Raw genomic sequence first — 20,924 nt, forward strand, 5'->3', positions numbered from 1 at the left:
GCTCGCCGCCGCGCTTATATATTACATCACCATACCGCCGTCTACCACAAGAACTTGCCCGGTAATATAGCTCGCGTCCTCGGACGAGAGAAAAGCGACGGCCGCCGCCACATCGTCCGGCTCTCCGAAACAACCCAGCGGTATTCGGTCCAGATAGTTCTGGCGGACGGCGTCTTTTAAATCGCGCGTCATCTCCGTCTCGATAAATCCGGGGGCTATCGCGTTAACGCGCAGATTGCGGCTTGCGAATTCTTTTGCCAGCGCTTTGGTAAGGCCTATGATACCCGCTTTAGAAGCGGCGTAGTTGGCCTGACCCGCATTTCCGGTCAACCCCACAACGGACGAGATATTAATTATCGACCCCGCTCTTTTCTTCAACATTATCTTGGACGAGGCCTGCGTAACGTTGAAGATACCGGTAAGGTTCGTCTCGATCACCGCGTTCCAGTCGTCCTCTTTGAGCCTGATGAAGAGCGCATCGCGCGCGATTCCGGCGTTGTTTACGACGATATCGAGCGAGCCGAACTTGGCGTTTACTTCCGCGACGACCTCTTCTATTCTCATCCTATCGGTGACGTCGGCCTCGTAAAAGAGAGCCGTGCCATGCCTCGCTAGCGATTTTAACACATTATCGGCCGCGCGGGCGTCGCGACCCGTAAAAGCGATAGACGCCCCGTCTCGCGCCAGCCGCTCGCAAATCGCCGCTCCTATGCCCCGGCTTCCGCCCGTGACCAGCGCAATCTTTCCCTTAAGCTTCATTTATACCTCTTTTAGCCGTGCCATGACTTCGCCCAACAATAAAGGTTTTTCTGTCGCTAATACCTCGACCTGCTTATCGATACGCTTGATTATCTTCGAAAGGACCTGCCCCGGACCTATCTCCACAAAGGTCTTAATACCCAGCCCTATCATCACGCCTATCGATTGCTGCCATTTTACCGGAGACGACATCTGCCCCTCAAGAGCGTTTCGTATTTCGCGCGGGTTTATCGTCGGTTTTGCCGTCGTATTCTGTACGATTGGCGTCCCCGCAGTCAAGAAAATAAAATCATCCAGGTAAGCGTTGAAGCTTTTCTCCGCGTCGAGCATCATTTTAGAGTGAAACGCCCCGCTTACGGGGAGTTCTATTATCTTCTTGGCGCCTACGGCCGAGAGCGCGTCTACCGCCCGGTCGGCCAGGCCTGCCTCTACCGATACGACGATTTGTCCCGGGCAATTATAATTGGCTACCGATATAACGCCGACCTTTGAAATCTCATCGACGACATCATCGACGCCGCGCATGTCCGCGCCTAAGACCGCCAGCATCTTGCCGGAGCGTTTACGCGCTTCGCTGCTCATAAGATGTCCTCTCTTGGCGACTATACGCAATCCGTCCTCGAAATTGAAGCTACCCGAGGCCGCTAACGCGGTGTATTCGCCCAGGCTGTGTCCGGCAATAACCTGCGGCTTGAAGCCTTCGTCTTCGATTATCTTGAATATCGCATAGCTGAGCACATAGAGGCAAGGCTGTGTGTTAACGGTATCGTTAAGCTCCGACTCCGGTCCTTCAATGCTCAGTTTGAGCAAGTCTTTGCCGACGACGTCCGACGCATTCGAAAAGTACTCCTTTATCCCGGGAAAATCGCCCATAAGCTCTTTGCCCATGCCTATGTATTGTGACCCCTGTCCCGGAAACACAAAGGCTATGCCGTCATTGCTCAACATACATTATCCTTCTTGCCCGTATCTCTATTGCCGCGCCGCATGTAAACAGCCGATTCAAATCAAATAAGTGGTCCGTCCTTCTCAAAGCCGAAGAAGGGCCGTGCCGGCTTAGGCTGTGCTAACTTAGCGGCAATGTCTCGCTCATTATACCCTCAAGTCTCAGTATCACCGCTTGGGCGTCTCGGACTATCTCGTTTATGATATCCGCGGCCGGCTCTATCCGCTTTACGAGCGCCGCGCTCTGACCCGCCATCAAGCTGCCGAAATCCACTTCGCCGTCTTTGACGGCGGCGCGCAATTTTCCAATGCCGAGTTCCTCGAGGTCTTCTATTTTAGCGCCTTCCTTCTCGAGCCTTTCAAATTCGCGGCTCAGTTTGTTCTTGAGAACGCGGACCGGGTGGCCGGTCGACCTCGCGGTTACGGTTGTGTCCCTATCCTTGGCCGCCACTATTTTCAGTTTGTAGTTCTCATGCGCCGTGCATTCGGTCGCGCATATAAAGCGCGTCCCCATCTGCGCGCCGCTCGCCCCGAGCGCCAGCGCCGCGACGAGCCCGCGCCCGTCCGCGATGCCGCCCGCCGCTATTACCGGCACCGAGACGGCGTCGACGATTTGCGGCACGAGCACCATCGTCGTAAGCTCGCCGACGTGACCGCCGGCCTCGGTGCCTTCGGCTATGACCGCGTCCGCGCCGACCTTTTCCATCCTCTGAGCCAACGCGACCGTCGGGACGACGGGAATCACTTTGGTTCCCCGGGCCTTGAAACTATTTATAAACGAGCCGGGATTACCCGCTCCGGTTGTGATTACCGGGACACCTTCTTCTAATGTGACCTGTATCAGTTCGTCTATGTGCGGGGTCAAAAGCATAAGGTTTACGCCGAAAGGCTTATCGGTGAGGAGCTTGGTTTTTCTAATCTCGCTTCTTAAAACCTCGGTGGGCATGTGGCCCCCTCCGATGATACCGAGTCCGCCGCCGTTAGAAACGGCGGCCGCAAGCTCCGCAGTCGCGACCCATGCCATACCGCCTTGAATAATCGGATGTTCTATGCCAAGCAAATCGCAAAGTCTCGTGCGAAGCATTTGTGACCCCTCCTTAATACCACTTGACAATATTAGCGCCCCACGTCAAACCCGCGCCGAAGCCTACGAACATCAGGTTGTCGCCCCTCTTAAGACCCGATAGATACAGGTCGTAGAGCGCGAGCGGAATCGATGCCGTCGATGTGTTTCCGTATCTTTCTAAGTTTACAATAATTTTCTTCTTATCAATACCGAGCCTCGCGGCTGCCGAGTCGATTATCCTGATATTCGCCTGATGCGGAACGAGGTAGTCGATTTCGTCAACGAGCATTCCGGCATTTGAGAGCGCGCCGATGGCGGCTTCGTGCAATATGCGCACCGCGAACTTGAAGACCGCGTTTCCGTTCATCTGGACACAATGAAGTTTGTCGCGCACCGTCTCTTCGCTGCCCGGATTGGCGGAACCCCCGGCCGGTATCTTGAGTAAATCGGCACCGCGCCCGTCCGCCGCGAGATAGCTGCCGATGAGGCCGTACCCGGTCTCGACTCTCTTCAAGACCACGGCTCCGGCACCGTCACCGAAGAGAATGCAAGTGTCCCGGTCTTCCCAGTTTATGTGGCGGGTGAAAGCGTCCGCGCCTATTAGCAGAACAGTCTCGTACATCCCGGTCTCGATGAACTGCGAAGCTACCGTCATACCGTAGACGAACCCGGTGCACGCGGCCTGCAAATCGAAGGCCGCGCACCCGTCTATCCCGAGCTTGGTCTGGACAAGGCAGGCGGTCGAAGGAAATATCATGTCGGGAGTGGAGGTCGCGACCAGTATAAGGTCGATATCTTCGGCTTTAATGCCCGCGTCCTCAATGGCGTTTTTCGCCGCTTCCGCGGCGAGGTCGGATGTCGCGGTATCGCCTTCGACTACCCGCCGCTCAACGATACCCGTCCGCACACGTATCCATTCATCGCTGGTGTCGACGATCTTCTCCAGGTCGGCATTGGTCAGTATCTTCTCGGGAACGTATACTCCCATGCCGGCGATTCCGGCGGCGTGCTTAGACATTTAGTTGCGGTTTTCCTTTCAGGTCTTCTTTAATCTTTCCGACGACTCCGCCGCGAACGGCATTTACCGCTTGGAGCACCGCGTTACCGACGGCCTTAGCCGACGAGCTGCCGTGGCATATAATGCAGACACCGTCGACTCCTAAGAGCAAGGTTCCGCCATACTCATCAGGGTCGAGGCGCTCTTTCATCTTCATGAGGCCCGGCTTGAATACCAGGCCGCCTAGCTTGGCAAGTAAGGAACTCGACGCGATGGCCTTAAACTCGGCCAGTACCTGCGACACGAGTCCCTCGGACAACTTTAGCACGATGTTGCCGGTATATCCATCGCAAACGACAATATCGGTAGTGCCGAGCGGTATATCGCGTCCCTCCACGTTTCCGTAAAAGTCCAAATCGGCCCGGTCGATTAAACCATAGGCTTCTTTTACCAGCTCATTGCCTTTGCCGCGTTCCTCGCCGATGCTGAGCAAGCCGACGCTCGGCTTGACGACTTTCATCACTGATTTTAAATAAGAGTTCGCCATGATGGCGAAGTCGAGGAGGTTCTCGGGCCTGCAGTCGGCGTTCGCGCCCGCATCGAGGATGTAAACATCTCGCGCCCGCATCGGAAACTTCACCATTATGGCGGGTCTCGATATTCCTTTTATTCGCCCCATGATAAGCAAGGCACCGGCCATGACGGCTCCCGTGCTTCCGGCGGAGACAAACGCCTGGGCATTGCCGTCTTTGACCAGTCTGTTGCCGATTACGATGCTCGAAGCCGGCTTGTTTCGAATCGCCCACGCCGGCTCCTCGTCCATGGAAATGACATCTAGCGCGTCTTCGATACGTATTGTCGCCGGCGCGTCGAGGCGCGGCAGCTCTTTACTCAAGAGGTCTTTTGGTCCGAGGAGCACGATGTCGATGTGAGGCTCTATGCGGGCTGCGTTAACGCATCCCTGGACGACTTCACCGGGTCCGCTGTCGCCGCCCATCGCATCGACCGCTATGACGATTTTTTCCATAGAGTGTTATGCCTCGTCTCCCGCAATTTCTTCAGTATCGATAACCCATACGGCGTGTTGTAGCAAGCAGTTACTAGATAATAAGATTACAAGATTTTACGACACGGAAGCAATAGCGCGCAACAGCGGTTTTTGATAATAAACATTTTAGGGGGATGCGACACGCCGCTCGCTATGGCGCACTCGCCACTTGTCGAGTTCGCTCGCGGCTAGAACCGTTGAGCCGACCACGACGGCTATCGCGAGTTCTTCGAAAGAGAGAGCGGTCGTTCGGAAGAGCAACCGCATTGTCGGGACATATAGAAGAGATAATTGCGCAACGAGCGCCGCGAGCATGCTAAAGAGAAGAAACTTGTTGTCGGCTAAGTTTTGCTTAAAAGCGGAGAGCCTCTCCGAACGCGAGTTGACTACATGGAAGAATTGCGCGAAGACGATGGTCGTAAGAGCCATCGTGCGCGCATGCTCGAGCGACGCGCCCTCGTTCAAAGTCGAGACAAAGACCGCATAACTCGAAAGACCAACGACTACGCCGAGAAGAGCGAGGCGCAGCAAGAGCGTCCGGTTGAGAACCCCCTCCCTTGGGTCTCGCGGCGGTCTCTCTTCAACGCCCGGCTCTTTCGGGTCGAACGCTAGCGCAACGTCTTGGAGGCCGTTGGTGACAAGGTTCATCCATAAGATTTGCGCCGGCAAAAACATCAAAGGGTATCCCGTCACAATTGCCGCAAGTATCGCGATGAGAATGCCGGCGCCGGTCGTAAGAAGGAAGAAGGTGACTTTTCGTATATTGTCGAACGCGACCCGGCCTTCTATAAGCGCCCGGTAAATACTCGCGAAATTATCGTCGACGATGACCATGTCGCTCGCTTCTTTCGCGACATCGGTCCCGGTGATACCCATCGCGGCGCCTATATGCGCCGCTTTTAACGCGGCGGCATCGTTTACACCGTCGCCGGTGACCGCGACGATTTCGCCATTCGCCTTCAGGGCGTTTACGATTCGCAGTTTATGGTGGGGCGATACGCGCGCGAAAACCGGGACCGTTTTCACGATATCCCGGAGTTGGTCTTCGCTCATATCGTCCAATTCACGACCGGTTACCGCCACATCGGTCTCTCCGGCGATTCCCATCATCCCGCCTATCGAGAGCGCTGTTCGCGCATTGTCACCGGTTATCATGATAACCCGAATCCCCGCTTGCTCCGCCGATTTAATCGCTTCGACGGCTTGAGGCCGCGGCGGGTCCATCATGCCTTGCAGGCCGATAAAGGTGAGGTCGAAAACATCTTTGTGGATTACTTCAGTTGTCGCGGGCGGCACCTCTTTAAGGGCCATGCCCAACACGCGCAAACCCCGATCGGCAAATTCATCGGCTTTTACTAGAATATCCTTCTTATCGATTGGCGCGCCGCCTTCAACACCGGCAACCGTCTTGGAGAGCGAGAGGAGCTTTTCGGGCGCGCCTTTTACGAGAATGAAGACCTTGTCTCTCACTTTATTCAAAGTCGCCATGTACTGAAGCTCCGATTCGAACGGCACCATATCGAGCTGCGGGCATTCGTGTTTTTCGCGCTCCTCATCCATGCCCGCCCTAAACGCGGCGACCATAAGCGACACCTCGGTCGGGTCACCATGGGCGACCCACCGGTCTTCCTTTTTTATGAGTTCCGATTCGCCCGCCAGCAGTCCGATGCGGAGTGTCCACTCGAGGATTTCGTCTTCGCGCAAATCGACCGCCTCTTTCGGTTCCGCGTCATTCTTCGTGACAAGTCCGATTGGCTCGTAGCCGGTTCCCTCGACAGAATACCCGCCGCCGCCGGCCCATATCTTCTGAACCGACATCTCGTTGCGCGTGAGCGTCCCGGTCTTGTCCGACCCGATGACCGTGCTGCTGCCTATCGTTTCAATAGCAGGCAAGTATCGGATAATAGCTTTTTGGCGGGCCATCCGATTTACCGCCACCGCAAGCGCTATCGTCAAAGCCACCGGCAGTCCCTCGGGCACAATGGCGACCGCCATAGCGATCATGGTCAGCAATAGCTGGACGATGTCTTCACCCTGCGCCAGGCCGATACCGAGACCGGCGATGCCGGATCCCGCGACGATGATGATAATAAACTTGCTAAGCGCGTCAATCCTTCCTTGGAGCGGAGTTTTTATGGCTCCGACCGCCCTGACATCCTCTGAGATTTGCCCGAGCTGTGTCGCGCGCCCGGTCGCCACGACTACGCCGGCCGCGCGCCCGGCCGTTACTATGCTCCCCATAAAGACTATGTTGGTTTGTTCGAAAGCCTGGAGGTTTTCTCTCGGTATGGCCTCCGCGGTCTTCGACACCGGAACGGACTCCCCCGTAAACGCCGACTCGTCTATCTGAAACTCTTTTACATGGTAAAGACGGATATCGGCCGGTACCTTCCGCCCCGACTGGAGCGTGACGATGTCGCCGGGGACGATGAATTCGGCATCGATGTCCTGTTCAAAGCCGTCTCTGACGACGAACGCTTTGAGCGCCAATAGTTTTTTCAGCGAGCGAACGGACTCCTCGGCCTTGTACTCTTGGACAAACCCGATGACGGCATTGAGTATGACAACGGTTAAAATCACACCGGCGTCGATATAGTCCCGCAGAAGGATGGTTATAGTCGCGGCGATGAGAAGTATGTATATGAGCGGATTTTTGAACTGGTGGAGAACGGTCCGCCACACCGGCACCCTCTCGTCTTCCACAAGCTTATTCAGCCCGTATCTATCGAGTCTCGCTTTGGCCTCGGCTTGCGACAAGCCGTCGACGCCGGTTCTAAATTGTTCGAAGATGTCATCGATGGGCTTTATATACCACGCTTGCGCGCGCTCATCGCGACCCGACTCTTCTTTTCGTGTGGCCATAGCCCTCCGATTGTCGACACCCAAAAATCGCCGCGCTAAGTCATAGCGGCGATGCGTAAGGAGAAACTCTGCATTTTAATTTTCATACCCAAAGAAGCGATGCCCTAATTCTAAAAGAGCGATTACGCGTGGTCTTGAGCCGGACGGCGAGCGCTTAAGCGACAATATGCCGCGCCGGCAGATGTCCGAGCGAGACCTCGACGACCTTATAGATTATTTGAAAACGCTCGATTAATAGGAGGGATAGAGATGCCGTGTCCATTCTGACCGGGCGGAAACTTCGGCTTCGATGCCGGCAGAACATAAAAAAACCGCGAGGCCGACGATTCTCATTTCGGCCTTCGCTTTTGCTTGGGACCCGCAATGGGACAACAATTCTCGGAGAGCGACCACAACTATCCTAAGCCGTAGTTGCCGTCAATCCGTGTTGGCTCCATGTCGGCTATTACTCTACTTCCAAGACCTGTGTGCGATTATAGTATCCGCAGGTTTTGCAGACGCGGTGGGTCAACTTTACGTCGTGGCACTGCGGGCACTCTACCAGCGAAGGGCCTGAAATCGCACGCCATGTCGCGCGTCTCGAGTCTCTTCTCGCTTTCGAAGTCCTTCTCTTAGGTACAGCCATTTGTCACGCACCTCCCTTAACAAAATAAATATACGCGCGGCGGCTTAAATAAAATCGTCCTCGCGCTCTGCGCGTTTAGCTTCATAATAATCCGCATTAAACCGGCCTCGCCGTGCGGACAACATTATTATTTTACACGCGAAGGCTCCCCATGTCCATAGTGGTTCGCCGGCTAGCCCTCGGCTTTTCCCACACCCTCGTCCTCTCGGCCTTTTAGCAGCTGTCGCAAGACCCCCATCCGCGCGTCGACCTTCTCTTCGTCGTGCGCCTCGTGTTTCTCATCGATGCGCTCGCCGCAGACCGGGCATATGCCGGCGCAGGCGTCGTCGCAGAGCGGCTTCATCGGAACGGCAAGGACAAACGCTTCTTCCGCCGCCGGCCCGAGGTCGACGCGGGTATCATCCATAACATACGTCTCTTCATCGGGCAGCTTTTCCGTCGCGAAGACCTCGTCCGCGCGCCACTCGACCGGAAACCCGAACTCGCCCAGACAGCGGCTGCATTCGAGAATCATCTCGGTCGATACCTTGCCCGTTACGCGCACCCCGCGCCCGGTGTTTTCGAGCTTGATGTCGAAAAGAACCGGTTTGCTAAAGGTGTATTTTGTGGTCTCGGAGACTATGGGATTGAAATCCTGTTCGAACCTATAGCTCTGCTCCAAGCCCACATCACCAAGGATCTCTTTAGCATCGATAATCACTCTGTTCACAGCAATCACGGCCTCTCCAATCCGAGGTCTACAATCTTATTATGACCATAATCGATATCTTCAATCCCTAACGGATCGATTCATAGAAAAAGCCCCTGTGTTAAGCACAAGAACTTCCTTTTAGGAGCACAAAATAATCGTATTAATTATACTTCGCGGGTTATCGCTCCAACCGGCCTTGTAGCCGGTCGCGTCCCCGTTGAACCGCCGTCAGTAATTTGCCTAGGTTTACTTCGAGGTTCGCCAACATCTCATCGGCGTAATCTTCGGCACCGAGCCTTATCTCGCGCTCCCTTGCCTGCGCCGCTTCGATAATGTCGTTCGCCCTCCGCTCCGCCAGCCTTACGATTTCTTTCTCTTTTAGCATCTCTTCGGCTCGCATCCTGGCTTCGTCTATGACCCGTTCGGCTTCTTTGTCGGCCTCATCGATCATTTCTTGCCGTTCTTTCACAATCCAACGCGCGGTTTTGAGTTCCTCGGGAAGGGCGGCGCGAAGTTCGTCGATTATCTCGTACATCCTCTGCTCTTGAAGGACGACCGACCCCGATAAAGGAACCTTACGCCCGTTGGCTATTACATCCTCAAGCCGATCAATAAGGCCCAATATATCCATCTATTCTGCTACCTCCCGTGGCTTATGCCAGCGCTCTGCGTAATGATTCTTCGACATTGGGCGAGACAAGTCCTTTTACGCTGCCATCGTACATCGCAATCTCTTTGATGATGCTCGAGCTGAGATAGGCGTACTCGGGGCTCGCCATCATAAAGACCGTCTCGATTTCCGAGTTCAACCTTCTATTTAATTGAGCCATCTGGAATTCGTGTTCGAAATCCGAGACGGCTCTCAATCCCCTCACAATCACCTTGGCATTGTGCAACTTGACAAAATCGACCAGTAGGCCCGTAAAAGAATCTACGGCTATGGTCGGGTCCCAGGATACCGCATCCTTGACCATTTCCACTCTTTCTTCGAGGCTAAAGAGAGGTTTTTTGCCTGGATTTATGACTACCCCTACGATCACGCGCTCGTATAAATCTTTTGCACGCTTGATGATATCGATGTGGCCTGCCGTTATGGGATCGAAACTCCCCGGCACAACAGCAATCGTCATCTGTCGCCTTTCATATAATAAAACGTGATGGCCGTATCCCCATAAGTCCTGGTCGAGCCGATTCTCAGTCCCGCCGGTTCGCGGGGATTGCTTTTTGCCGAATGCTCCAAGACAAGCAAGCCATCGTCACATAGTAAATCCGATGCAAGCTTACTTAGGATTGCATCTAAAAAGGATACGCTAATTCTATAAGGAGGGTCAAGAAAAATCAAATCAAATCTGACCCCTTGCTTGCCGAGTCGATCTAGAACTCTCTCGGCATCTTGCGTCAGCACGCTCGCCCTAGCCGCTAATTTTGTGAGATCCAAATTTCTTTTGATTAGCTCTGTCGAAATCCGGCTTATATCGACGAAGTAGGCGAATTTCGCACCGCGACTGAGCGATTCTATGCCGAGCGCTCCGGTTCCCGCAAAGAGGTCGAGAACGACGGTGTCGCGCGCGGCGTCGCCGATTATATTGAAAAGCGATTCCTTGACCCGGTCCGCGGTCGGGCGAATATCCAACCCCTTGGGAGCTAGAAGCCTTATTCCTTTCGCGCTTCCCGAAATCACCCGCATTATCTTGCTCACCGCTTATCATTATCGTTGTTATTTTAAGGGCTTTCGCCTTTATTCTCGATCTGGCTTGTCGGCCTAAAGAGCTGAGCTACGAGTTTGCGCACTCGGCACACCTCTAAGCCTGGAACAGCCAGTCCAGGTTGTGCGCGAAGCGAGTCCTTATCTCTTCCCGCAACATCCGGTTCTCGGGCTTCGCGAGCGCCGGGTCGCTTTCGACGATTGAAAACGCCTCGCGCCGGGCATCCGTCAGTATCTCATAATCGCGCGTGAGCTTCGCTATCCGCAAGTCCGGCAAACCCGATTGCCGCGTGCCGAAGAGCTGCCCTTCGCCGCGAATCCGCAGGTCGGCCTCGGCCAGTTTAAATCCGTCCTTGATTGTTCGGATGGCGTTTATCCGCTGTTTGCCCTCATCGGTCGTCGGCTCGCCGAAGAGGATGCAATAAGATTTGAGACCGCTCCTGCCGATGCGCCCCCTTAACTGGTGGAGCTGCGCGAGCCCGAAACGTTCGGCGTCCTCAATCAGCATGACCGTCGCGTTCGCGACATCTATGCCGACCTCGATGACGGTCGTCGATATCAAGATATCCAATTCGCCCCGAGCAAATTGCGCCATTACCTCTTGCTTCTCGCCCGACTTCAACCGGCCGTGAATCAGGCCGACCCTCAAATCGGGAAAGACCTCCGTTTGCAGGCGCTCCGCCTCCCGCATCACCGCCCTTACCTCTATCTTATCCGATTCCTCGATAAGCGGGCAGACGATATATGCCTGGTGCCCGTCGGCTACCTCGCGCCGCACCTTTTCATAGGCCTGCTCGCGCTTGTCGGCGCGGCAGAGCAAGGTGTCGACGTGCGCGCCCGGCTCCCGGCCCCCCGGGAGTTCCTTGATGATGGTGACGTCCAAATCCCCGTAGAGAGTGAGCGAGAGCGTCCTCGGTATCGGGGTCGCGCTCATTATCAGGATGTCGGGGTGGTAGCCCTTTTCTTTGAGGTACATCCGCTGCTGCACGCCGAACCGGTGCTGCTCGTCGATGACGGCGAGCCCCAGCATCTTGAAGTCGACATCGTTCTGGATTATCGCGTGCGTGCCGATTATTAGGTCTATATCGCCCGCCTTGACGCCCTCGCGCAGCACTTCTCGCTCTTTCTGCGACATCGACCCGATAAGCAGCGCGGTACTTACGCCAAGCTTATCGACTATATCCTTTATCTTCCCGTAATGCTGGACGGCTAAGACCTCGGTCGGCGCCATCATCGTCGCCTGATAGCCGCCCTGAATCGCCGCCAGCAGGGCAAATAGGGCGACGATGGTCTTGCCTGAACCGACCTCGCCCTGGAGCAGCCGATTCATCGGGCTGTTGCGCTCCATGTCATCCTGAATCTCACCAATCGCGCTCGTCTGGTCACCGGTAAGCTCGAACGGCAGGCTTCGCAAAAGCCCGTCCGTAAGCACGCCGTCGCGTTTGTGTGCGACGCCCTTTAAGTCGCTTTCGATTCGTCTCTTGCGCGCCGCCAGCCCCGCCTGCATCAGGAAGAGTTCCTCGAAGATAAGGCGGTGCCGAGCCTGAAGAAGGAGTTCGCGTTCGGTCGGGAAGTGTATTTCGCGCAAAGCTTCGGCCCGAGGCGGCAAACCTTTCTTTGCGATAAGCGCTTGCGGCAAGGTCTCGGCGATATCCCCGTATTCATCGAGCGCGTTTTTGAGTATCCGCCTCATAATATTGGGGGTGACGTTTTTTGTCGCCGGGTGTACCGGCACGATGCGCCCCGAGTGAATCGGCTCGCCGGCGGCCTCGCCGACAATATCATACATGGGGTTATCCATCTGATACCGGTTGAACTTATAATTCACCTTCCCGCTAAAAGAGACTTGCATCCCTTCTTTAAGACGGGTCGCGACATAGTCTTGGTTGAACCAAACGCCCTTTATGTAGCCCGTCCCGTCGAAAAGCGCCACTTCGACTATGCGCAGCCCGGTCCTGACGCGCTTCTTGCCGACCTCGCGCACCTCTCCGACAATCGTGACATGCTCGCCGCCGCGGACCTCGTTTATCTTCTTCATCTTCGAGAGGTCGAGGTATTTGTGGGGGAAATGGAACAGGAGGTCGCCGACGGTCTCAATGCCCAGCTTCTTGAGGCTCTGGGCAATCGCGGAACCGACGAATTTCACATTTATAACGGGCAAATCCAGCGACGGATTCCGGCTCATTATTAGACAATCCTTTAGTCTGGTTAAACGGAGTGCGGAAGTCGCACGGCCCTGGCTTATGCGCGGGCCTTAGCCGTGAGGGTGGTACATTATGCCGAAGGCGCCGGGTCCGACGTAAGTCCCTATTACGCTGCCGATCTGCGTCGCTAGGACTAGGTCGTATGCTATTCCCGCGTCCTTTATGTGCTCCTCGAGTTCGCGCGCGGCCTCGGGAGTATCCGCGTGGATGATCCCGATAGTGAGGCGCTCGGCGCTCTGGGCGCTAAGAAGCTCGACTATTTCCTTAAATATCTTCTTGCGTCCTTTGACCTTTTTAAACGGCACGACCATGCCGTCCTCGAGTGTGAGTATCGGTTTGATGTTAAGAATGGAGCCCGCCAACGCCTGCGCTTTGCCGATTCGCCCGCCCAACTCCAGATATTTAAGGGTGTCGACACAGAACAGCAACCGCGTATCCCTGACGAGCGCGTCTATCAAAGCGGTCATCTCGGCCACGTTTTGGCCCGCGTTACGCGCCTTTATGGCTTCGTTTACTATAAAAGCCGTGCCTACGCTCGCCAGCTTGCTGTCTACGACCGTCACCGGAACGTTGACGTTTTGGCGTGCTATGTCCGCCGATTGAATCGTTCCGCTAAGATGCCCGGATAGGTGAATCGAGAAGATGTGGTCGTACGACTCGTACTTCGAGTACGCCTCAATAAACTCCTGAACCGTCGGCTGAGAGGTCTTGGGGAGTATGTCCGACGAACGCAACATCGGGTAGAATTTCTCGGGCGGCATCTCTATCCAATCCTTGTAGGCCTCTTCCCCGAAACGGACCATAAGCGGGACCATCGTCACATCATTTTCGTCATAGTAAGTGAGCGCCATATCGGCAGTGCTATCCGTAACAATCGCAATCTTAGCCATCGACAACCTCGCACTTCAACTTATGCCTACATTAATAAGAATATCCCTACTTGGTAAGATTTTAGCCGGTCTACTTATTCTACGCCGCCGTTGCGGGCCTATTCTATACCGATTAGAAAATAGTATACGGGCTGGCCGCCGTAGTGCATATCCAGCTCGATATCGGGAAACCGCTCCTCGAACATCGCCGAAAGTTCGTCTATTTGGTCGGCGTCTATCGTGTCGCCCGCCAAAATCGTCACCACTTCGCTCTCATCGTCCACCATCGTCTCGAGGAGCTTCATCGTCGTCGCAAGCACGTCGCCGCCGGAGGCCTTGATCTCGCCGGCGTAAAGCCCTATGGTCTCCCCTTTCTTGACCTCTCCGTTCTTCGTGTCTCGCATGGCGTATGTGACCTCACCCGTCTTTACCTGGTCGCATTCGATGGTCATCGCTTCGATGTTTTGCTCCAGCGAAGCATCTTCGTCAAAGGCCAACATAACCCCGAACGCCTCGGGTACCGAGGTCGTTGCGACGACGCCGACCGTTTTATCGGTCAATCCGTCGACCTGTTGGGCCGCCATGATAATGTTTTTGTTGTTGGGAAGAATTATGACTTCGTCGCGTCGCAGTTTATTTACCGCGGCGACAAGGTCGGCCGTGCTCGGATTCATGCTTTGCCCACCATCGACAATCGCATGAACGCCGAGGTTAGACAGTATCTCTTTGACGCCTTCGCCGCCGGCGACCGCGATGATACCTATCCCCCGCTCCCGGTGGAGAGCGTCCTCTTCTTTCAAAGATTCGGTACGCAACTTCGACTGTTCGATGATGTTGTTTATCTGAACCTCGGATATCGTCCCGAGCCCGGTCGCGACTTGCACGACCGCTCCGGGGTCGTTGGTGTGAACGTGTATCTTCGTCAACTCCGGCGTGCCGACTACCAGCACCGAGTCTCCGTACTTCTCCATCTCGATTTCAACCTCGTCTAAATCGATGCCCTCGCTCTTTAAAATGAATTCGGTGCAATACGCGAACTCGATGCTCTCGTCTACTATCGTAAGCCGGTCGTTGTCGTCGACGATACCGTTCTCGAGTTTGACGCCTTTCTGAGCGGACAGGATTCCCTTGGCCATGATGAGAAGTCCATAGCCGCCGGCATCGACAACACCCGATTCTTTAAGTATGGGCAGCAACTCGGGTGTGCGCTCGACCGACCGCTTGCCCTCTTCGATAATGTACGAAAACAGGTCGGCCGGGTGAAGATTCTTGCCGACAAGACGCATGCCCGCGTTCGCCATATCCCTTACGACCGTCAACATCGTGCCCTCGACCGGTTTTTTTACGGCCTCGTATGCCGCCGTTGCGCCGCTGTCGAGCGCTTCGATTATGGCGTCCGCGTCGAGTTCTTCATGCTCGGCCAAGCTCTCGCAGATGCCCCGTATTATCTGGGAGAGGATTACTCCCGAATTTCCGCGCGCGCCCATTAACGACCCATGGGTTATCACTTTAGCCAGCTCCGCGATGGACGCGTCGCCGGCTTTTACGGTTTCATCCCGGACGGTTTTCATGGTGAGCACCATGTTCGTGCCCGTATCCCCATCGGGAACCGGGAAGACATTGAGGCGGTTTATTTCATCCTGGTATCTGATGAGGGCCGCTAACGAAGCGTTTACGAGAGTGGCGATATCGCTTTTTGTGATGGTTTCCGGTAATTGGTCTCGCAGGCTAGCCTTCATCTACGACCAATCCATTGAGTTCCGCGACAAGGTCTTCGATGCTTACATTGTGCATATTAGCGCCGTTTTCGAGGCTCTCCACAGATGACGCCAAGCAACCGACGCAGACCATGTCGTATTTTAAAAATATATCCATTGCTTTGGGGTGAGCCGTCAGCGCATCTTCGATGAGCATGTCTTTTGAAAACCGCATATCTCCTCCCAGTGAAGAAAGCCTTCCACTCGCCGCGTCACGGCTTAGGCTAATATTATCTGCAGATTATAACATAATTTCTCTCCCTGTTTACCGAACTCCTGCGCATGCGTCGCACTTTGACCTTCCGCTCATTTAGTTAAGTGGTGACACCGGATTTTATTGTTAAATCAGCGGAGGCTGCTTTTACCACCTGTTGGACTTGTTTGTTAGGCGGTTTCTTGTTTTGTTTGGATTATTTTTTCTCGCAAGAATTCCGGCGCGAAATCGGCGCCGTTTTTCCAAGCTAGCGTGTGGCCGATAATCTTAAAATTTTTGAAAAAAGAGACGTCCCTTAACGGTTCAAAAATCTCGCCTTCTAGTTCTGTTGAGAGATCAACTTCACCTTCAGCGCCATCGTTAAAAGCAAGCCACACTCTATGGTCTTTAATATATTTTGCCTTGATTACCCACGGCACCATTTCTTACTCCAAAGGCTCGATTTTATTCAAAGGTTTCCTTATTAGAGCTAACTCCCAGTTGTTCATTAATTCATCTTTATGCACAGTGTACCATTCGAGAACTGCGCTAAGCGCCCTTCTTGGAAACTTTCCCTGGACAACACCGGATTCAATTTCTACGATAACCGTATAGCCGCCATACTCAGCATGAAAATGTGCCGGAGAGTGTTCTCTGTAATACATGTAAATTATGATTCCAAGAAATCGACTTATTTCCGGCATAGCCTATTTTAGCATAATTACCGAGCTTGAGGGTATCTCCGCAGAGCCCTTTATCTCACCACCACATACCCAAGCGCCGATATGTACGCCGCTAACACATCGTTCTCATACCGATGTGGATGCGTAATCTTCGCGATCTTCTCGTCTTCCATGATCTTTGCAGCATGACGTCCGCTAAGGCGGTCTCTGAAGCGAATCTCGATGAAGCGGACGTATTCTGTCGGCAGCGCTTCCAGTGCTTCTTTGGTGTCCTTCATGCGCGCCCTCAGGTGTAAACCGCACCCCTTTGCATGCTTCTAGAAAGGCTTCTATATCGCTATAATTGCGGTGGTATAGGTTATCCATATTGATACGCACAATTATCCAGCATGAACCCTACACCGCTTTTGTTTCAATCGCCCTCAAAGTCTTTTCAGGCTCATCTTGTATTAGAACGAAAGGTCCATTTCAGGCTCATCTTGTATTGGACAACACTGATATTGCCATTACCGGGAATAAATGATAATATTGGTTTTTGTTTAATCTATTCTGAAGAGGAGATAGACATGGCCAGGAAATGTGTGATATGCGGTAAGGGGCCCATGAGCGGTAATAACATAAGCCATTCGCACCGCGTTACAAAGCGCCGGTTTAACGCTAACGTCCAAAAGGTGCGCGCAGTCATCGATGGTTCGCCAAAGAACGTCTATGTCTGCACCAAGTGCGTGAAAGCCAATAAGGTGGTTCGCGCGGTTTAGCGGGCTAAAAATGCCGTCCCGGTCTTAAAGAAGGCCGGGTTTTTTTGTTTTATCCGATAGCGAGCGACCTGACTTCCGAACCATCTGTCAGCGAAACGATTTTAACCAACCCGTCCTCGAACAGTCCTACCGTTGGAAAATCCTCGTCCCCTTTGGGAAGCGCCGCGCTCCCGGGATTTACGATTAGCAAACCGCCTCGCTTCTCCAGGCGAATCACATGCGTATGGCCGAGCGCAACGATATCCAGATTGTATTTACCGCCAAGTTCGAGCAGGTCGGCTTCGCGGTGCGTGTGGCCGTGCGTGGCCATCAGTGAAAGGCCGCCGACATAGACTAGAGCATAAGGCGCCTGTATCGGGTAGTCGAGAGCGTTGGTGTCGACTTGCGCGTCGCAATTGCCCCGCGCGAAGACCATTGGATATGGCGCGCTGTTCAACGCATGCGCGAGCTTCATCGGATTGTATTCTTCGTAGCGCGGGTTGAAGGGCCCGCTCCCCAGGATATCGCCCATATGTATCACGAGGTCGGCGCCGTCGAAGACCATTTCGGCCTTTTCCCATGCGTCGATGTAGCCGTGCGTGTCGCTAATCAGCCCTATCTTCAAGGTCGTCACTCCTTCTAACCGAATCGTCCCTCGCCGCTTCCATGTCGCGCTTCGACGCTTCCGATATGGGCAAAGGCACAGCCTGAAGGCTCCCTTTGCCCAGTAACGCCGCGCCCTTGATCTTTTTTAGCACATAGGCTTTAGCCCTGTCCACAGCGTCATATGCCTCCAGCCCGTGCGCCAGATACGCGCATATCGCCGAAGCGGTCATGCAGCCGGTACCTCGGACATTGCCCTTCTCTACCCTTAACGCCTCGTAATAGTATTCGTCCGTTCCATTATATAGCAGGTCGCCCGAGACCGGTCCCGAGAGATGCCCGCCTTTGATGAGAACCCATCCGACCCCGGTATCTTTTATTATCGCAGCCGCCTTCTTAAGGTCGGCTTCGTTCTTGATGGATACGCCTGCGAGTAGCGCCGCCTCATCTATGTTGGGGGTCACCATAAACGCTTTCGGCAGAAGTCTTTTTTTGAATACCGCCGTCGCGGCCTCCGAGGTCAAAAGCCTGCCGTCGGTCGCACGGATGACGGGGTCGATGACCGATTTTACACCGGGGTTCTCGCTGATTATTCGCGCGGCCTCCATGATGTTCTCGGAGCTGCCGAGCATCCCGGTCTTTATCCCGTCGATACTCGTATCCGCGAATATGGCGTCTACTTGAGAGCGGACGATTCTCGAGCAGAGCACTTCGAAAGCGACCACGCCGGTGCTGTTTTGGGCGGTAACGGCGGTTATCGCCGTATACGGATAGGTCGCGCACTCCGTCAGCGCAAGCATGTCGGCTTGAATGCCGGCGCCTCCGCTCGGGTCGGAGCCCCCGATAGCTAAAACCTTCTTTATCTCCATCGTGACCATCCTAGAAGTGGGTGTACCCTGATTGCTTCATCGGGCTTTCACTGCCGGCCCAATCTATAACGGTTATACCGTGCGCACTCTCTACGACCTCGCCCACCACCGTCACCTTTAGGCAGGCTTCGGCAAACGCGCTTTCCGCCGCCCCTTGAAGTTGCGGTGATAATGTGAAGACCAGGCCGTAGTCCTCGCCTCCGCCCAACGCCAAATCGATGGCGCGCTCACCGGTGAGCGCCGCCACGCTGTCGACGCCCGCCGCTATCGGAACCTTATCCAGGCGGATGCGCGCCCCCACTCCGCCGGCCTCGCAGATATGCGCGACCTCGCTCGCCAGCCCGTCGCTGATGTCCTCCATCGCGTTGACCCCGAGCGAGGAGAGAATCCGTCCCGCCTTTACCTGCGGCTCGGGCTGAAAATGCGCCTTTTTTAGCGCGGCGGCGTTCTTGACCTTCGGCTCGATATCCGGATGGAGAACCAGGCGCAAGCCCGCGGCCGAGGCGCCAAGCTCTCCGGTGACCATTATTATGTCGCCGACCTCCGCGTCGCTCCTACGGCTCAAATTCTCCTCTTCGACCTCACCCATCAAGGCGACGTTTATAATCAACTTCTCCGACCTGGTTACATCGCCGCCGACGATACGGACGCCGTTGGCCTGCGATATTTCGGCCATGCCGCGATAGAGGTTCTCGACGTAGGCCACCTCGGTTTCGGGAGGCAACGCTAGGGATACGACCGCGTAACACGGAAGCCCTCCCATCGCGGCGATATCGCTGATATTTACCGCGATCGATTTATATCCCAACTGATGGGGAGTTATCGACTTCAAGATGAAATGGACGTCTTCGACCATAAGGTCGGTGGTCAAAAGCGCGTAATCGAGTTCGGTCTTCTTGACCACGGCCGTGTCGTCGCCAATGGTCAAAATGACCCGCTCGTCCGCCTGCTCGACTATCCGCGCGATACGCTCGATGAGCGCGAACTCACCGATATCCTCTACTTTCATCAACAAGACTCGCTTCGCGTCCCGAGGTGTTCCGCAACGATCTTCATCGCGCAAAAATCACCGCACATGGTGCAGCCTTCGATGTCGGCCGCTTTGCGCTCTCCGTGGGCCCGCGCCGCTTTGCCGGGGTCGATGGCGAGCCTGATTTGCTCGTTCCAATCGAGCGCTTTGCGCGCTTTGGCCATCGACAAATCCCAATCCGCCGCGCCTTTAACGCCTTTGACAATGTCGGCGGCGTGCGCGGCGATGCGCGACGCGATTACGCCCTCGTGGACATCTTGCGTGGTGGGTAAACCGAGATGCTCTCTCGGTGTGACATAGCATAAGAAATCGGCCCCCGAGACGGCCGCCATCGTCCCGCCGATAGCCGCCGTTATGTGGTCGTAACCCGGAGCGACATCGGTGACGAGCGGCCCGAGCACGTAGAACGGCGCCCCTTTACAAATCTCTTTTTCAAGCCTCATGTTGGCGGCAATCTGGTCGAAAGGCATGTGTCCCGGCCCTTCGACCATCACCTGCACATTTACAGCCCGTGCGCGGTCGACCAGCTCACCTAGGACCAGCAGCTCTTGGATTTGCGCCCTGTCCGACGCGTCCGCGAGGCAACCGGGCCTCAGCCCGTCCCCGAGGCTGAGGGTCACGTCATGTTCGCGGGCGATTTCGAGAAGCCGGTCGTACATCTCGTATAAGGGGTTTTCCTTCTGGTTGTGAATCATCCAGCCGACCGTCAACGCGCCGCCGCGACTTACGATATCGGTGACTCTTCCTTGCCGCTCCAAAGCATCGAGACTCTTCCAGGTTATTCCCGAGTGGACCGTCATAAAGTCGACGCCTTCGCGGGCTTGTTCTTCTATGACCTCGAAGATATCTTCGGCGGTCATATCGACAATCGTGCCGCGCCTTTCCTTCGCCAGAACCGCCGCCTGATAGATGGGGACCGTCCCGACTGGAAGAGGGCACCTCTCGATGATGGCCCTGCGTATCTCGACGAGCGGCCCGCCCGTGCTCAAATCCATGACCGCGTCGGCGCCCGCGTTTATCGCCGCCGACAGCTTCTCAAGCTCTTCGTCTAAGTGCGGGTACTCTTCGGATGTGCCGATATTGGCGTTTACCTTGGTGCGAAGGCCGTCGCCGACGGCGACGACCTTGGCGTTTCGCCGATTGACATTTAGCGGTATCACCACGGTGCCCTTAAGAAGCCTCTCCACCAACAGCTCTTGAGCCACGCCTTCCTCTTTTGCGACCGCCGCCGCCGCATCAGAAACTCGCCCCGCTTTCAAATCATCTATAATCGTCGCCATA

23 protein-coding genes are annotated in these 20,924 nt (G+C 55.0%); 1 reads left to right on the forward strand and 22 read right to left on the reverse strand.

Translation table 11 applies throughout. The features are described 5' to 3' along the window. Positions 1-21: 21 nt before the first annotated feature. From fabG to KGZ93_05200, 18 genes are all read right to left on the reverse strand, one after another. Positions 22-759 (reverse strand): 3-oxoacyl-[acyl-carrier-protein] reductase, encoded by a 738-nt coding sequence (gene fabG, locus KGZ93_05115; GenBank protein MBS3908990.1) that lies wholly within the window; start codon positions 757-759, stop codon positions 22-24. Next, positions 760-1,707, reverse strand: coding sequence for an ACP S-malonyltransferase (fabD, locus tag KGZ93_05120; protein ID MBS3908991.1), 948 nt, complete (start codon positions 1,705-1,707; stop codon positions 760-762). A gap of 118 nt (positions 1,708-1,825) precedes the next feature. Next, positions 1,826-2,788, reverse strand: a complete 963-nt coding sequence (fabK, locus tag KGZ93_05125) for an enoyl-[acyl-carrier-protein] reductase FabK (protein MBS3908992.1) — start codon at positions 2,786-2,788, stop codon at positions 1,826-1,828. Positions 2,789-2,801: 13 nt separating this feature from the next. Next, a complete protein-coding gene (locus KGZ93_05130) occupies positions 2,802-3,788 on the reverse strand; it encodes a ketoacyl-ACP synthase III (GenBank protein ID MBS3908993.1) in 987 nt (328 codons plus the stop codon). Beyond that, positions 3,781-4,785 (reverse strand): phosphate acyltransferase PlsX, encoded by a 1,005-nt coding sequence (plsX, locus tag KGZ93_05135; protein ID MBS3908994.1) that lies wholly within the window; start codon positions 4,783-4,785, stop codon positions 3,781-3,783. The genes KGZ93_05130 and plsX overlap by 8 nt, the downstream gene beginning before the upstream one ends. Positions 4,786-4,941: 156 nt before the next feature. Continuing rightward, positions 4,942-7,677: an HAD-IC family P-type ATPase gene (locus tag KGZ93_05140; GenBank protein ID MBS3908995.1), complete on the reverse strand. Its 2,736-nt coding sequence runs from the start codon at positions 7,675-7,677 to the stop codon at positions 4,942-4,944. A 445-nt stretch (positions 7,678-8,122) separates the two neighbouring features. Further along, complete coding sequence (rpmF, locus tag KGZ93_05145) at positions 8,123-8,302, reverse strand: 50S ribosomal protein L32 (GenBank protein MBS3908996.1); 180 nt, start codon at positions 8,300-8,302, stop codon at positions 8,123-8,125. 172 nt (positions 8,303-8,474) lie between these two features. Beyond that, positions 8,475-9,011 carry a DUF177 domain-containing protein gene (locus KGZ93_05150; protein ID MBS3908997.1) on the reverse strand — a complete coding sequence of 179 codons (537 nt, stop codon included), beginning with the start codon at positions 9,009-9,011 and terminating at the stop codon, positions 8,475-8,477. A 160-nt stretch (positions 9,012-9,171) separates the two neighbouring features. Continuing rightward, a complete protein-coding gene (locus tag KGZ93_05155) occupies positions 9,172-9,624 on the reverse strand; it encodes an ATPase (GenBank protein ID MBS3908998.1) in 453 nt (150 codons plus the stop codon). Positions 9,625-9,646: 22 nt separating this feature from the next. Continuing rightward, positions 9,647-10,123, reverse strand: coding sequence for a pantetheine-phosphate adenylyltransferase (gene coaD / locus KGZ93_05160; protein MBS3908999.1), 477 nt, complete (start codon positions 10,121-10,123; stop codon positions 9,647-9,649). Continuing rightward, on the reverse strand, positions 10,120-10,680 hold the full coding sequence (rsmD, locus tag KGZ93_05165) for a 16S rRNA (guanine(966)-N(2))-methyltransferase RsmD (protein ID MBS3909000.1): 561 nt from the start codon (positions 10,678-10,680) through the stop codon (positions 10,120-10,122). Before rsmD ends, coaD begins: the two co-directional genes overlap by 4 nt. 115 nt (positions 10,681-10,795) lie before the next feature. Continuing rightward, complete coding sequence (recG, locus tag KGZ93_05170; protein ID MBS3909001.1) at positions 10,796-12,883, reverse strand: ATP-dependent DNA helicase RecG; 2,088 nt, start codon at positions 12,881-12,883, stop codon at positions 10,796-10,798. 69 nt (positions 12,884-12,952) lie between these two features. Further along, positions 12,953-13,792 carry a DegV family protein gene (locus KGZ93_05175; GenBank protein ID MBS3909002.1) on the reverse strand — a complete coding sequence of 280 codons (840 nt, stop codon included), beginning with the start codon at positions 13,790-13,792 and terminating at the stop codon, positions 12,953-12,955. Positions 13,793-13,890: 98 nt separating this feature from the next. Next, entirely contained in the window at positions 13,891-15,510 is a 1,620-nt protein-coding gene (locus tag KGZ93_05180) for a DAK2 domain-containing protein (GenBank protein ID MBS3909003.1), read from the reverse strand. After that, positions 15,500-15,703: a DUF1858 domain-containing protein gene (locus KGZ93_05185; protein MBS3909004.1), complete on the reverse strand. Its 204-nt coding sequence runs from the start codon at positions 15,701-15,703 to the stop codon at positions 15,500-15,502. The genes KGZ93_05180 and KGZ93_05185 overlap by 11 nt, the downstream gene beginning before the upstream one ends. Before the next feature lie 209 nt (positions 15,704-15,912). Next, a complete protein-coding gene (locus tag KGZ93_05190; GenBank protein ID MBS3909005.1) occupies positions 15,913-16,164 on the reverse strand; it encodes a DUF2442 domain-containing protein in 252 nt (83 codons plus the stop codon). A gap of 3 nt (positions 16,165-16,167) precedes the next feature. Beyond that, on the reverse strand, positions 16,168-16,425 hold the full coding sequence (locus tag KGZ93_05195) for a DUF4160 domain-containing protein (protein MBS3909006.1): 258 nt from the start codon (positions 16,423-16,425) through the stop codon (positions 16,168-16,170). Between the two features lie 50 nt (positions 16,426-16,475). Continuing rightward, on the reverse strand, positions 16,476-16,682 hold the full coding sequence (locus tag KGZ93_05200) for a hypothetical protein (GenBank protein MBS3909007.1): 207 nt from the start codon (positions 16,680-16,682) through the stop codon (positions 16,476-16,478). Between the two features lie 288 nt (positions 16,683-16,970). Here KGZ93_05200 and rpmB point away from each other — a divergent pair, with 288 nt between their 5' ends. Continuing rightward, complete coding sequence (gene rpmB, locus KGZ93_05205; protein ID MBS3909008.1) at positions 16,971-17,162, forward strand: 50S ribosomal protein L28; 192 nt, start codon at positions 16,971-16,973, stop codon at positions 17,160-17,162. Positions 17,163-17,211: 49 nt separating this feature from the next. Here the strand turns inward: rpmB and yfcE are convergent, their stop codons facing one another. The 4 genes from yfcE to thiC are packed head-to-tail and all read right to left on the reverse strand — an operon-like array spanning position 17,212 to position 20,923. Next, positions 17,212-17,766 carry a phosphodiesterase gene (gene yfcE, locus KGZ93_05210; GenBank protein ID MBS3909009.1) on the reverse strand — a complete coding sequence of 185 codons (555 nt, stop codon included), beginning with the start codon at positions 17,764-17,766 and terminating at the stop codon, positions 17,212-17,214. Next, positions 17,747-18,613: a bifunctional hydroxymethylpyrimidine kinase/phosphomethylpyrimidine kinase gene (gene thiD, locus KGZ93_05215; protein ID MBS3909010.1), complete on the reverse strand. Its 867-nt coding sequence runs from the start codon at positions 18,611-18,613 to the stop codon at positions 17,747-17,749. Before thiD ends, yfcE begins: the two co-directional genes overlap by 20 nt. 10 nt (positions 18,614-18,623) lie before the next feature. Then, complete coding sequence (gene thiL, locus KGZ93_05220; protein ID MBS3909011.1) at positions 18,624-19,622, reverse strand: thiamine-phosphate kinase; 999 nt, start codon at positions 19,620-19,622, stop codon at positions 18,624-18,626. Next, positions 19,622-20,923 carry a phosphomethylpyrimidine synthase ThiC gene (gene thiC, locus KGZ93_05225; protein MBS3909012.1) on the reverse strand — a complete coding sequence of 434 codons (1,302 nt, stop codon included), beginning with the start codon at positions 20,921-20,923 and terminating at the stop codon, positions 19,622-19,624. Before thiC ends, thiL begins: the two co-directional genes overlap by 1 nt. Between the last annotated feature and the right edge of the window lies 1 nt (position 20,924).

Source organism: Actinomycetota bacterium (assembly GCA_018333515.1).
In the GTDB taxonomy this organism is placed as follows: Bacteria; Actinomycetota; Aquicultoria; order Aquicultorales; family Aquicultoraceae; genus Aquicultor.

Excerpts from the sequence above, each read along its gene's own strand:
- KGZ93_05195 (MBS3909006.1), bottom strand. The coding sequence starts at position 16,425 with ATGCCGGAAATAAGTCGATTTCTTGGAATCATAATTTACATGTATTAC.
- KGZ93_05140 (MBS3908995.1), bottom strand. The coding sequence starts at position 7,677 with ATGGCCACACGAAAAGAAGAGTCGGGTCGCGATGAGCGCGCGCAAGCG.
- thiD (MBS3909010.1), bottom strand. The coding sequence starts at position 18,613 with ATGGAGATAAAGAAGGTTTTAGCTATCGGGGGCTCCGACCCGAGCGGA.
- KGZ93_05155 (MBS3908998.1), bottom strand. The coding sequence starts at position 9,624 with ATGGATATATTGGGCCTTATTGATCGGCTTGAGGATGTAATAGCCAAC.
- KGZ93_05200 (MBS3909007.1), bottom strand. The coding sequence starts at position 16,682 with ATGAAGGACACCAAAGAAGCACTGGAAGCGCTGCCGACAGAATACGTC.
- KGZ93_05185 (MBS3909004.1), bottom strand. The coding sequence starts at position 15,703 with ATGCGGTTTTCAAAAGACATGCTCATCGAAGATGCGCTGACGGCTCAC.
- fabD (MBS3908991.1), bottom strand. The coding sequence starts at position 1,707 with ATGTTGAGCAATGACGGCATAGCCTTTGTGTTTCCGGGACAGGGGTCA.
- fabG (MBS3908990.1), bottom strand. The coding sequence starts at position 759 with ATGAAGCTTAAGGGAAAGATTGCGCTGGTCACGGGCGGAAGCCGGGGC.
- fabK (MBS3908992.1), bottom strand. The coding sequence starts at position 2,788 with ATGCTTCGCACGAGACTTTGCGATTTGCTTGGCATAGAACATCCGATT.
- rpmF (MBS3908996.1), bottom strand. The coding sequence starts at position 8,302 with ATGGCTGTACCTAAGAGAAGGACTTCGAAAGCGAGAAGAGACTCGAGA.
- coaD (MBS3908999.1), bottom strand. The coding sequence starts at position 10,123 with ATGACGATTGCTGTTGTGCCGGGGAGTTTCGATCCCATAACGGCAGGC.
- rsmD (MBS3909000.1), bottom strand. The coding sequence starts at position 10,680 with ATGCGGGTGATTTCGGGAAGCGCGAAAGGAATAAGGCTTCTAGCTCCC.
- KGZ93_05190 (MBS3909005.1), bottom strand. The coding sequence starts at position 16,164 with ATGGTGCCGTGGGTAATCAAGGCAAAATATATTAAAGACCATAGAGTG.
- rpmB (MBS3909008.1), top strand. The coding sequence starts at position 16,971 with ATGGCCAGGAAATGTGTGATATGCGGTAAGGGGCCCATGAGCGGTAAT.
- thiC (MBS3909012.1), bottom strand. The coding sequence starts at position 20,923 with ATGGCGACGATTATAGATGATTTGAAAGCGGGGCGAGTTTCTGATGCG.
- KGZ93_05175 (MBS3909002.1), bottom strand. The coding sequence starts at position 13,792 with ATGGCTAAGATTGCGATTGTTACGGATAGCACTGCCGATATGGCGCTC.
- KGZ93_05130 (MBS3908993.1), bottom strand. The coding sequence starts at position 3,788 with ATGTCTAAGCACGCCGCCGGAATCGCCGGCATGGGAGTATACGTTCCC.
- KGZ93_05180 (MBS3909003.1), bottom strand. The coding sequence starts at position 15,510 with ATGAAGGCTAGCCTGCGAGACCAATTACCGGAAACCATCACAAAAAGC.
- thiL (MBS3909011.1), bottom strand. The coding sequence starts at position 19,622 with ATGAAAGTAGAGGATATCGGTGAGTTCGCGCTCATCGAGCGTATCGCG.
- recG (MBS3909001.1), bottom strand. The coding sequence starts at position 12,883 with ATGAGCCGGAATCCGTCGCTGGATTTGCCCGTTATAAATGTGAAATTC.